Source organism: Orrella sp. JC864 (genome assembly GCF_037026685.1).
Lineage (GTDB): Bacteria > Pseudomonadota > Gammaproteobacteria > Burkholderiales > Burkholderiaceae_B > Orrella.
Window position 1 is genome coordinate 256,495 of sequence record NZ_JBANET010000003.1, and the last position, 11,697, is coordinate 268,191.

Annotated in this window: 7 protein-coding genes; 3 read left to right on the forward strand and 4 right to left on the reverse strand. The window is 69.2% G+C overall.

What is annotated here, in order from left to right:
• Window positions 1–25: 25 nt before the first annotated feature.
• On the reverse strand, window positions 26–817 hold the full coding sequence (locus V8Z80_RS04550; RefSeq protein ID WP_336061145.1) for an IclR family transcriptional regulator: 792 nt from the start codon (window positions 815–817) through the stop codon (window positions 26–28).
• A gap of 153 nt (window positions 818–970) precedes the next feature.
• Here V8Z80_RS04550 and V8Z80_RS04555 point away from each other — a divergent pair, with 153 nt between their 5' ends.
• A complete protein-coding gene (locus V8Z80_RS04555; RefSeq protein ID WP_155193255.1) occupies window positions 971–2,671 on the forward strand; it encodes a dihydroxyacetone kinase family protein in 1,701 nt (566 codons plus the stop codon).
• Window positions 2,672–2,743: 72 nt separating this feature from the next.
• Here V8Z80_RS04555 and V8Z80_RS04560 read toward each other — a convergent pair whose 3' ends face one another.
• From V8Z80_RS04560 to V8Z80_RS04570, 3 genes are all read right to left on the reverse strand, one after another.
• Window positions 2,744–3,421, reverse strand: coding sequence for a hypothetical protein (locus tag V8Z80_RS04560; RefSeq protein WP_155193254.1), 678 nt, complete (start codon window positions 3,419–3,421; stop codon window positions 2,744–2,746).
• A gap of 97 nt (window positions 3,422–3,518) precedes the next feature.
• Window positions 3,519–4,370 carry an S-formylglutathione hydrolase gene (fghA, locus tag V8Z80_RS04565; protein ID WP_155193252.1) on the reverse strand — a complete coding sequence of 284 codons (852 nt, stop codon included), beginning with the start codon at window positions 4,368–4,370 and terminating at the stop codon, window positions 3,519–3,521.
• Between the two features lie 11 nt (window positions 4,371–4,381).
• On the reverse strand, window positions 4,382–5,488 hold the full coding sequence (locus V8Z80_RS04570) for an S-(hydroxymethyl)glutathione dehydrogenase/class III alcohol dehydrogenase (RefSeq protein WP_155193250.1): 1,107 nt from the start codon (window positions 5,486–5,488) through the stop codon (window positions 4,382–4,384).
• 276 nt (window positions 5,489–5,764) lie between these two features.
• Between V8Z80_RS04570 and V8Z80_RS04575 the strand changes: the two genes are divergently transcribed.
• The gene (locus tag V8Z80_RS04575; RefSeq protein WP_336061146.1) at window positions 5,765–6,466 is read left to right on the forward strand and encodes a hypothetical protein; all 702 of its coding nucleotides are present in this window, start codon (window positions 5,765–5,767) and stop codon (window positions 6,464–6,466) included.
• A 344-nt stretch (window positions 6,467–6,810) separates the two neighbouring features.
• On the forward strand, window positions 6,811–11,553 hold the full coding sequence (locus V8Z80_RS04580; protein WP_336061147.1) for a glutamate synthase-related protein: 4,743 nt from the start codon (window positions 6,811–6,813) through the stop codon (window positions 11,551–11,553).
• Window positions 11,554–11,697: the final 144 nt, after the last annotated feature.

Here is an 11,697-nt window from a genome sequence, read left to right on the forward strand (position 1 = left end):
GGCGCGGGCTCAACGCCCGCGCCGCTTAGGAGGCCAGCGCCTCGGAGATCCGATTGGCGGTGTCGATCACCACGGGCGCCAGGCCGGTCAGCCGCCGATCCGGCATGCGGTCGGTGGGTCCGGAGACGCTGACGGCGGCGAACACCTGCCCCGCCGCATTGCGCACCGGCGCCCCGACGCAGCGCACGCCCACGGCGTTCTCCTCGTCGTCGATGGCATAGCCCTGCCGGCGGATATCGGCCAGCACCTCGAATAGCCGGTCCATATCCGTGATGGTGTTGGCGGTATGCTTGACCAATCCCTGCTCGGCGCAAATACGCCGGATCAGCGGCTCGGGCTGGAAAGCCAGGAAGGCCTTGCCCACGCTGGTGCAATAGATCGGCGCAGCCTCGATGGTAGTCAGGGTCGTCATGTGGTTGCCGCTCATGACCTCGCGCTCGATACAGGCCATCTGGCTGCCGTCGAACATGTGAAAGTGCACGATCTCGCCCGAGAGCTGGTTAAGCTGCTGCAAGTGGGGCCCCGCGTGGCGGTGTACGTCCAGCGTGCCGATCACGACGCTGCCGTAATGGAACATCTTCAAGCCCAGGCGATAGTCGCGGCGCCGGCCATCCTGGTCCAGCATGCCGATCTCGCGCAGCGAACTGACAATCCGGTGCACGGTGGTGCGCGGCAGGCCGGTCAGCACGACCAGTTCCCCCACCGACAGGCGGCTGCGCGCCTTGGTGAAACAGTCAAGCACTTGCGCCATTTTCAGGAAGGAAGTGGCGCTGGCGTCTTTGGCGGCGGAACGGACGTCGGATTTGGCTGGGCTCATGGCGGTGGATGGACGGATACCGGGGATACCGGCGATTTTTGCTATGGAAATTCTTTTTCAGGGACTAGAATGCCGGTGAACCAATTTTATTCCGAAATAAGGAATAAAACTGACAAGTACGATCCGTCATTATCCGCCGGAACAGGAGCAAGCATGAAGAAACTGATCAACGATCCGCGACGCGTGGTGCGGGAGATGCTGGAGGGGCTCGTGGATACCCACGCGCACCTGGGGCTGCTGCGGGACGAGAACATCGTTGCCCTACGCGAATTGCCTCCGCCAGCGCAGCGTCCCGTGGCGGTGCTCTCGGGCGGCGGCAGCGGACATGAGCCGGCCCACGCAGGCTATGTCGGTTCCGGCATGCTGGCCGGCGCGATCGCCGGCGACGTCTTTACGTCCCCCAGCGTCGACGCGATTCTTGCCGCCATCCTGGCCGTGGCCGGGCCCGCCGGGGCCGTGCTCGTGGTCAAGAACTATACCGGCGACCGCCTGAACTTCGGCCTGGCGGCCGAGCTGGCCCGTGAACGGGGCATACCGGTGGAAGTCGTGGTGGTCGCCGATGACGTGGCGCTGCGCGACCTGGTTCCCCCCGAGCGGCGCCGGGGCATCGCCGGCACCGTGCTCGTGCACAAGATAGCGGGCGCGGCCGCCGCGCAGGGCATGCCGCTGGCCGAGGTCGCAGCCCTGGCCGGGCGCGCCGCCGCCAGCCTTGGGTCGATGGGCGTGGGGCTGAGCGCCTGCACCGTGCCGGCGGCAGGCACGCCAAGCTTTACGCTGGGCGAGACTGAAATCGAGTACGGCCTGGGCATCCACGGCGAAAAAGGCGTGCGGCGCGCTGCCATCCAGCCCGCCGACGCCATCGTCGAGGACATGCTGGCCCATATCCTGGCCGAGCTGCCCCCGGACACGCAACGGGTGGCGCTATTGGTCAACGGCCTGGGCGGCACCCCGCCGATGGAACTGAATATCGTTGCCCGGCACGCCCTGGCAAGCCTGCGCGCCCGGGGCCTGCAGCCCGAGCGCGCCTGGGTCGGCAACTATATGACCGCGCTGGAAATGGCCGGCTGCTCGCTCACCGTGCTGCCCGTGGACGATCGGCTGCTGGCCTTGCTGGACGCGCCCACCAACGCACCTGCCTGGCGCGCCGCCGAACCCCTGGCCGCGCAACGCGCGCTGCTGGCCGGGCCGGCGGATACGTCCGGCGAGCCGGCGGCGGTACCGCCGGGCCCGCTGGCCGAAGCGCTGCGCCGCGCCGCGCTGGCCGCCGCGCAGGCGCTGATCGACGCCGAGCCCGAGCTGACGGACCTCGATAGCCAGGCCGGAGACGGCGACCTGGGCGCCAGCATGGAACGCGGGGGCCAGGCCATCCGTGGCCTGCCGCCTCAGGCATTCCACGCCCCGGACGTGCTGCTTACCGCCCTGAGCCAGGCCATGCGCCGCACCATCGCCGGCAGTTCCGGGCCTTTCTATGCCGTCGCCTTGCTGCGCGCGGGCCGCGAACTGGCCGGCCAGGCCCGGCCCACGCCGCAGCAATGGCAAGCTGCTTTTGCCGCCGCAATCCAGGCCGTCATGCAGATGGGCGGCGCCAAGCCGGGCGACCGCACCATGGTCGATGCGCTGGCGCCCGCCGCGCAGGCCTGGCAGCAGGCGCTTGCGGCCGGCCAGGACGGCCTGCAGGCCTTCGATGCCGCCATCGCTGCCGCCCGCGACGGGGCGGCGGCCACCGCGGCGATGCAAGCCCGGCTGGGCCGCGCCAGCTACCTGGGCACGCGTGCCGTCGGTGTGCCCGATGGCGGCGCGGTGGCCGTGGTGCGTTGGCTGGAAGGACTGCGCGCGGGGCTGGGCACGCCATAGCCCGGCGGCTGCGCCGCGACAACACCGCCCTGCGGGCCACGGGCGACCTGGCCCTGGCGGCCGCCCCGCACCCTACCACCCATGCTCGCGCAGCAACTGCTCCGTGCGCGCATCGTCGGGCCGGGCGAACAGCGCGCCGCGCGGGTCCATGAAGATGCGGTAGCGCGCCCCGTCGATCATGGGCAGGTAGGCGGCGCTGCCGTACTGCACGTCCACGAAGCGCAGCCAGGCGCCGAAACGGCGCTTGAGCGAACCGATGTCCGGCGTGGGAAACTCGCGCAGGTCGTGCACGCTGCGCGCGCCGGTGCGCTCCTGCTCCGGGTCTTCATAGCGCCCGGACAGCCGCTCGATGCGGTAGATAGGGGGCAGGCCCGCCAGCAGCGCCGGCAGGCGCCAGCGCACCACGCGCGCATCGAGCTGCCAGGCGTCGCCGTTCAGGGGATAGGAGCGCGGCTCGCGGCCGTTCAGCGCCAGCGTCGCCACGAATTGCTGCGGCTGGTTCTGGCTGAACGCAAGCGTGCCCACCGGCGCATCGGTGGTCAGGCGCACGTACTGCACCACCGAGGCGGCCAGCAGCGCCGTCACGCAGGCCAGCGCCACCAGCAGCAGGCCGATCAGCCGGCGCACCGGACGCAGCCGCCAGCGGTCCTGGCGATGCCGGCGGCCCGTGCCCAGCAGGAACGCCAGGCCGGGAATCGCCAGGACCGCCGCAAGCAAGGCTATCCAGAGAAAAGGCGCTACGGTTTCCATAAGCCGGTTTCCTTTTTCCGCCCGGCCGCCCCCCCAAGGCGGACAACGGCCCCGGGCCGGCAGCCCGCCGCAAGGCGCGGCGCGGGGGCGGACAGCGTCAACGGGCCTTCAGCTGGCTGGCGTGAAAGGCCAGGTGATCCTGCATGAAGGTCGAGATGAAGAAGTAGCCGTGGTCGTAGCCTTCGTGGCGGCGCAGCGTCAGCGGCTGGCCGACCGCCTGGCAGGCGGCCTCGAAGGCTTCGGGATACAGCTGCTCGGCCAGGAACTGGTCGGCCAGGCCCTGGTCGATCAGGATGCCCCCGGGAAAAGGCGCCTCGCCGGCCGCGCTCATCAGCGCCGCGGCGTCGTGCGCCTGCCAGGCCTGGCGGTCCTGCCCCAGGTAGCCCGCGAAGGCCTTCTGGCCCCAGGGGCAGCGCATGGGCGCGGCGATCGGCGCGAAGGCCGAGACCGATACATAACGCCCCGGGTGCCGCAGCGCCAGCGTCAAGGCGCCGTGCCCGCCCATGGAATGGCCGAAGATGCCCATGCGCGCCGGATCGCCGGGCAGCTCGCGCCCGGCCAGCTCGTAGAGCTCGCCGGCCACGTAGCTTTCCATCCGGTAGTGCCGGCGCCAGGGTGCTTCGGTGGCGTCCAGGTAGAAGCCCGCGCCCGTGCCGAAGTCCCAGGCATCGTCCTCGCCTGGCACGCCGGCCCCGCGCGGGCTGGTATCGGGCGCGACCAGCATCAGCCCGTGCTGGGCGGCCAGGCGCTGGGCGCCAGCCTTGATGGCGAAGGTCTCTTCGGTGCAGGTCAGCCCGGCCAGGTAGAACAGCACGGGCACGGGCCCGTCGGCGGCCTGCGGCGGCAGGTATGCCGAGAACCTCATGGGCAGGCCGATCTCGCGCGAGTCGTGGCGGTAATAGCGCTGCACGCCCTCGAAGCAGCGATGCTCGTTCAGCAGCTCAAGCATGGCGCGCCCCGTCAGTACAGCACGACCGAGCGGATGGATTCGCCCTTTTTCATCAGGTCGAATCCCTCGTTGATGCGCTCGAGCGGCAGGGTGTGCGTGATCAGGTCGTCGATGTTGATCTTGCCTTCCATGTACCAGTCGACGATCCTGGGCACGTCGGTGCGGCCGCGCGCCCCGCCGAAGGCCGAGCCCTTCCATTCGCGGCCGGTGACCAGCTGGAACGGGCGCGTGGAGATCTCGGCGCCGGCCTCGGCCACGCCGATGATGATGGATTGGCCCCAGCCCTTGTGGCAGCACTCGAGCGCCTGGCGCATCACCTTGGTGTTGCCGATGCACTCGAAGGAGTAGTCGGCCCCGCCGTCGGTCAGCTGCACGATGTGGTCCACCACGTTCTCGACCTCGTTCGGGTTGACGAAGTGGGTCATGCCGAACTTGCGGGCCATGGCCTCGCGCGCCGGGTTCAGGTCCACGCCGATGATCTTGTCCGCGCCCACCATCCTGGCGCCCTGGATCACGTTCAGGCCGATGCCGCCCAGGCCGAACACCACCACGTTGGCGCCGGCCTCGACCTTCGCCGTATAGACCACCGCGCCCACGCCGGTGGTCACGCCGCAGCCGATATAGCAGATCTTGTCGAAGGGGGCGTCATCGCGCACCTTGGCCAGCGCGATCTCGGGCACCACGATGTGGTTGGCGAAGGTGGACGTGCCCATGTAGTGGTGGATGGGCTTGCCGCCGATGGAGAAACGGCTGGTGCCGTCGGGCATCAGCCCCTTGCCCTGCGTGCTGCGGATGGCCTGGCACAGGTTAGTCTTGCGCGACAGGCAGAACTTGCACTGGCGGCATTCGGGCGTATAGAGCGGGATGACGTGGTCGCCGGGCTTGAGCGAGGTCACGCCCGCGCCCACTTCCAGCACCACCCCGGCCCCTTCGTGGCCCAGGATGGCCGGGAACAGCCCTTCGGGGTCGGCCCCCGAGAGCGTGTAGTAGTCGGTGTGGCAGATGCCGGTGGCCTTGACCTCCATCAGCACTTCGCCGGCCTTGGGCCCTTGCAGTTCGACATCTTCGATCGTCAGGGGGGCGCCGGCTTTCCAGGCGATGGCGGCTTTGGTCTTCATTGCGTGCTCCTAGTTGAAGTCCTGATGGGGGGCGCGGCGGCGCGGCGGGCGCATGTGCTACAGGCGGTTTCAGCGCCTGGCCGGGCCGCGGTTTCAGCCCGATGATAGCGTGACTGGCCGCACGCCCGCCGCAAGCCGGGGCAAGCCGCCCCCGCGGGACGGCGCGCCCCTGGCAGTGCGCCGGCTGCCATCAAGTCGTAACGACTACGGAACCATTTAACTGGTCAATCACCCAAACCTGTTCTATCGTTTGCGCAATCCCCCCGGAACACAGCCATGGCCAGACTTCCTCGCCTTTACGCGCCGGGCCTGCCGCAACTGGTCCAGGCCAGCTTCGCCGAACCCCTGGCCAAGCCGGGCGAACCGGCGCCGGCCCCCCTGTTCAACGACCTGGCCGCATGGCTGGGCGAAGCCGCTTCGCGCCACCGCGTGGCCGTGCACGGCTGGGTGCTGTGCCTGGACCGCGTGGTGCTGCTGGCCACGCCGGCCGACGAAGAAGGCCTGCCGCGGCTGATGCAGACGCTGGGCCGCAACCTGGCCTCGCGCCAGCGCGGCGGGCGGATCTTTGCCGGCCGCTACCGCTCGGCCCTGATCGAGCCGGGCGCCTGGGTGCTGCCGGCGCTGGTCTGGCTCGAATCCCTGCCCGCGCAAAGCGGCGCGGCCGATATCGAGACCTGGCCGTGGTCCTCGGCGGCCGCCCATACGGGCTCGCTGCCCTCGCCGCCGGCCTGGCACCAGGACCACGCCGACTACTGGTCCAGCGGCAATACGCCTTTCGACCGCCAGGCCAATTACCGCAGGCGCCTGCACGAGGGCCTGTCGCGCGAGCAGGCCGAGCGCATCCGCAGCACCCTGGCCGGCCAATGGGCCCTGGGCAGCCCCGAGTTCCTGGCCAGCCTTTCCGGCACCGCCAGCCGCCGGGTCTCGCCGGGCCAGCGCGGCCGCCCCCGCAAACAGCCGCCGCCGCCGCAAGCCTAGGCCGCCGCATCCTGTTGCATCGACGCCGCGCGCCAGGCCACCGCCGGGCGGCGCGACCCTGCGCGCCGGTACCGTGCAGCCCACCCTGCCATGACAGGAAAATATCGGGGACGCAACATTGGGGTGCGTTTTACGCACCAACCCGGTGCATAACGGTCCGTGCGCGTCTTTCCCAGGAGGTTCTCAGGCATTTTGATGCGTCCCCTTATTTTAAATGAGAGAAATTCTCTTTAAATTAATTAGGGAACGACCCTTATTATTTGCATTGCATCCCGGGCCCCGCCGCAGTATCGTCCCCTTCCCTGCACTGCAGCATCGTCGCTGCGGCCTTTTGCGGAGCGCATATGTCCAGCCCTCACCTCCCCGCCCCCGAATCCTGTCGCCCGGCCGCCCAGCCCATCGACGCCAGCCGCATCGGCCTGCCTCGCGCGCAGGGCCTTTACTCGCCGCTGAACGAGCATGACGCCTGCGGCGTGGGCTTTGTCGCGCACATCAAGGGCCGCAAAAGCCACGCCATCGTCCAGCAGGGCCTGAAGATCCTGGAAAACCTGGATCACCGCGGCGCGGTGGGCGCCGACAAGCTCATGGGCGACGGCGCCGGCATCCTCATCCAGATCCCCGACGCCCTGTACCGCGAGGAAATGGCCCAGCAGGGCGTGACCCTGCCTCCGCCCGGCGAATACGGCGTGGCCATGCTGTTCCTGCCCAAGGAGACCGCCTCGCGCCTGGCCTGCGAGCAGGAGCTCGAGCGCGCCGTGCGCGCCGAGGGCCAGGTGGTGCTGGGCTGGCGCGACGTGCCGGTCGATTCGGACATGCCCATGTCGCCCACGGTGCGCGACGTGGCGCCGGTCATCCGCCAGCTGTTCATCGGCCGCGGCTCGGACGTGATGGTGCCCGATGCGCTCGAACGCAAGCTCTACGTCATCCGCAAGACCGCCAGCCACGCCATCCAGAACATGCGCCTGGCCCACGGCAAGGAATATTTCGTGCCCTCGGCCTCGGTGCGCACCGTGGTCTACAAGGGCCTGCTGCTGGCCGACCAGGTCGGGCGCTACTACCGCGACCTGGCCGATACCCGCACGGTGTCGGCCCTGGCGCTGGTGCACCAGCGCTTCTCGACCAACACCTTCCCGGCCTGGCCGCTGGCGCACCCCTACCGCATGATCGCCCACAACGGCGAGATCAACACGGTCAAGGGCAACTTCAACTGGCTGCGCGCGCGCGAAGGCATGATGCAGTCGGCCGTGCTGGGCGATGACCTGAAAAAGCTCTACCCCATCGTCTACGAAGGGCAGTCGGACACGGCCACCTTCGACAACTGCCTCGAACTGCTGACCATGTCGGGCTATTCCCTTGCCCACGCCATGATGATGATGATCCCCGAGGCCTGGGAGCAGCACGAGCAGATGGACGCGAGCCGCCGCGCCTTCTACGAGTACCACGCCGCCATGATGGAGCCCTGGGACGGCCCGGCCGCCGTGGCCTTCACCGACGGGCGCCAGATCGGCGCCACGCTGGACCGCAACGGCCTGCGCCCGGCGCGCTACCTGGTCACCGACGACGACATGGTCATCATGGCCTCGGAAGCCGGCACCCTGTCCGTGCCCGAGAACCGCATCGTCAAGAAGTGGCGCCTGCAGCCGGGCAAGATGTTCCTCATCGACCTGGAACAGGGCCGCATCATCGACGACGCCGAGATCAAGTCGCAGCTGGCCAACAGCCGCCCCTACGCCCAGTGGATCGACCGCCTGCGCATCAAGCTCGAATCGCTGCCCGCGCCCAAGGGCGCGGCCGACGAGGCCAATCCGGTGCCGCTGCTCGATCGCCAGCAGGCCTTCGGCTGGACCCAGGAAGACTACAAGTTCATCCTCGAACCCATGGCCGCCACCGGCGAGGAAGCCATCGGCTCGATGGGCAACGACGCGCCGCTGGCCGTGCTCTCGCATCGCGCCAAGCCCTTCTACAACTATTTCCGCCAGCTGTTCGCGCAGGTCACCAACCCGCCCATCGATCCCATCCGCGAACAGATGGTCATGTCGCTGGTCTCGTTCATCGGCCCCAAGCCCAACCTGCTGGACATCAACAACGTCAACCCGCCGCTGCGCCTGGAAGTCTCGCAGCCGGTGCTGGACCAGGCGGCCATGACGCTGCTGCGCGGCATCTCGCAGGTCACGCACGAGAAGTTCCGCAGCTACGAGCTGGACATCACCTACCCGGTGGCCTGGGGCCCCGAAGGCATCGAGGCCCGCGTGGCCGCGCTGTGCGCGCGCGCCGTCGATGCGGTGCAAAGCGGCTACAACGTGCTGATCCTGTCGGACCGCCGCGTGGACAGCGAGCGCGTGGCCATCCCGGCGCTGCTGGCGACCTCGGCCATCCACCAGCACCTGATCCGCGCGGGCCTGCGCACCAATACCGGCCTGGTGGTCGAGACCGGCTCGGCGCGCGAGGTGCACCACTTCGCCCTGCTGGCCGGCTACGGCGCCGAGGCCGTGCACCCCTACCTGGCGCTCGAATCGCTGGCGGCCATGTCCGACAGCCCGGAAAAGGCCATCAAGAACTACATCAAGGCGGTGGGCAAGGGACTGAACAAGGTCATGTCCAAGATGGGCATCTCGACCTACATGTCCTATTGCGGCGCGCAGATCTTCGAGGCCATCGGCCTGCAGTCCAAGCTGGTCGACCAGTACTTCGCGGGCACGCCCAGCACGATCGAGGGCATCGGCATCTTCGAGGTCGCCGAGGAAGCCCTGCGCCAGCACCGCGCGGCCTTCGGCAACGACCCGGTGCTGGCCAACGCGCTGGACGCCGGCGGCGAATACGCCTACCGGGTGCGCGGCGAAGACCACATGTGGACGCCCGATTCCATCGCCAAGCTGCAGCATGCCTCGCGCGCCAACAGCTACCGCACCTACAAGGAATACGCGCAGCTGATCAACGACCAGAGCCGCCGCCACCTCACCTTGCGCGGCCTGTTCGAGTTCAAGGTCGATCCGGCCCGCGCCATCCCGCTCGATGAGGTCGAGCCCGCCAAGGAAATCGTCAAGCGCTTTGCCACCGGCGCCATGTCGCTGGGCTCGATCTCGACCGAGGCCCACTCGGTGCTGGCCGTGGCCATGAACCGCATCGGCGGCAAGTCCAACACCGGCGAAGGCGGCGAGGACGAGGTGCGCTACCGCAACGAGATGCGCACCGGCAGCGCCGGCATCAAGGACGGCGACACGCTGGCCTCGGTGCTGGGGCCCGAGCGCATCGCCGCCGACGTGCCGCTGGCCGCCGGCGATTCGCTGCGTTCGAAGATCAAGCAGGTCGCCTCGGGCCGCTTCGGCGTCACGGCCGAATACCTGGCCAGCGCCGACCAGATCCAGATCAAGATGGCGCAAGGCGCCAAGCCCGGCGAGGGCGGCCAGCTGCCCGGCCACAAGGTTTCCGAGTACATCGCCAAGCTGCGCTACTCGGTGCCGGGCGTGGGCCTGATCTCGCCGCCCCCGCACCACGACATCTACTCCATCGAGGACCTGGCGCAGCTGATCCACGACCTGAAGAACGTCAATCCGCGCGCCTCGATCTCGGTCAAGCTGGTCTCGGCCTCGGGCGTGGGCACCATCGCGGCCGGCGTGGCCAAGGCCAAGGCCGACCACGTGGTGATCGCCGGCCATGACGGCGGCACGGGCGCCTCGCCCGTGTCCTCGATCAAGCAGGTCGGCTCGCCCTGGGAGCTGGGCCTGGCCGAAACGCAGCAGACCCTGGTGCTCAACCGCCTGCGCAGCCGCATCCGCGTGCAGGCCGACGGCCAGATGAAGACCGGCCGCGACGTGGTCATCGGCGCGCTGCTGGGCGCGGACGAATTCGGTTTCGCCACCGCGCCGCTGGTGGCCGAGGGCTGCATCATGATGCGCAAGTGCCACCTGAACACCTGCCCGGTGGGCGTGGCCACGCAGGATCCGGTGCTGCGCGCCAAGTTCCAGGGCAAGCCCGAGCACGTGGTCAACTTCTTCTTCTTCGTGGCCGAGGAAGTGCGCGAGATCATGGCCCAGCTGGGCATCCGCCGCTTCGACGAGCTGATCGGCCGCGCCGACCTGCTCGATACCCGTCCCGGCGTGGAGCACTGGAAGGCGCGCGGCCTGGACTTCACCCGCGTGTTCCACCAGGTGCAGTCCGACGCGGGCCGGCGCCAGACCGAAGAGCAGGACCACGGCCTGGCCGGCGCGCTGGACCACCAGCTGATCGAGCGCAGCAAGCCGGCGCTCGAGCGCGGCGAGAAAGTCTCCTTCATCGTGCCGGTGCGCAACCGCAACCGCACCATCGGCGCCATGCTCTCGGGCGCGGTGGCGGCGCGCTACGGCCACGAGGGCCTGCCCGATGACACCATCCACATCCAGTGCAACGGCACGGCCGGCCAGAGCTTCGGCGCCTTCCTGGCGCACGGCATCACGCTGGACCTGGTGGGCGAAGGCAACGACTACGTCGGCAAGGGCCTGTCGGGCGGCCGGATCATCGTGCGCTCGCCCAACGACTTCCGCGGCTTCGGCCCGGACCACATCATCGCGGGCAATACCGTGCTGTACGGCGCGCTCTCGGGCGAGGCCTACTTCAACGGCGTGGCCGGCGAGCGCTTCGCGGTACGCAATTCGGGCGCGGCCGCCGTGGTCGAAGGCACGGGCGACCACGGCTGCGAATACATGACCGGCGGCACGGTGGTGGTGCTGGGCGCGACCGGCCGCAACTTCGCGGCCGGCATGTCCGGCGGCGTGGCCTATGTGTGGGATCCGGAAGGCACCCTGCGCCAGCGCGTGAACCTTTCCATGGTCGAGCTCGAGCCGGTACTGCCGCACGACGAGCAGGCCTCGCAGGGCAAGATCGAGATCTGGCACAGCGTGCAGCGCGGCGCCGAACGCGAGACCGACGAGGCCATCCTGCGCCGCCTGGTCGAGAACCACTTCCGCACCACCGGCAGCTACCGCGCCCGCGAGATCCTGGGCGACTGGCAGCGTTCGCGCGAGAAGTTCGTCAAGATCATGCCCACCGAATACCGCCGCGCCCTGGCCGAAATGTGGCGCGCCACAAGCGGCGAGCTGATCGCCGCATGAATCGAGCCCACCCCCGAAGCGCTGCGCGCTTGCCCCTCACGGGGGCGCCACGGGCGGACCGGCAAAGCCGGCTCCACCGTGGCCCGGACGGTGTGGCATCGGATTCATGCGTAGTGGTGGTGCCGGGCGCCATCGAAAGTTCAA

Excerpts from the sequence above, each read along its gene's own strand:
- V8Z80_RS04560 (WP_155193254.1), bottom strand. The coding sequence starts at position 3,421 with ATGGAAACCGTAGCGCCTTTTCTCTGGATAGCCTTGCTTGCGGCGGTC.
- V8Z80_RS04555 (WP_155193255.1), top strand. The coding sequence starts at position 971 with ATGAAGAAACTGATCAACGATCCGCGACGCGTGGTGCGGGAGATGCTG.
- V8Z80_RS04550 (WP_336061145.1), bottom strand. The coding sequence starts at position 817 with ATGAGCCCAGCCAAATCCGACGTCCGTTCCGCCGCCAAAGACGCCAGC.
- V8Z80_RS04570 (WP_155193250.1), bottom strand. The coding sequence starts at position 5,488 with ATGAAGACCAAAGCCGCCATCGCCTGGAAAGCCGGCGCCCCCCTGACG.
- V8Z80_RS04575 (WP_336061146.1), top strand. The coding sequence starts at position 5,765 with ATGGCCAGACTTCCTCGCCTTTACGCGCCGGGCCTGCCGCAACTGGTC.
- fghA (WP_155193252.1), bottom strand. The coding sequence starts at position 4,370 with ATGCTTGAGCTGCTGAACGAGCATCGCTGCTTCGAGGGCGTGCAGCGC.
- V8Z80_RS04580 (WP_336061147.1), top strand. The coding sequence starts at position 6,811 with ATGTCCAGCCCTCACCTCCCCGCCCCCGAATCCTGTCGCCCGGCCGCC.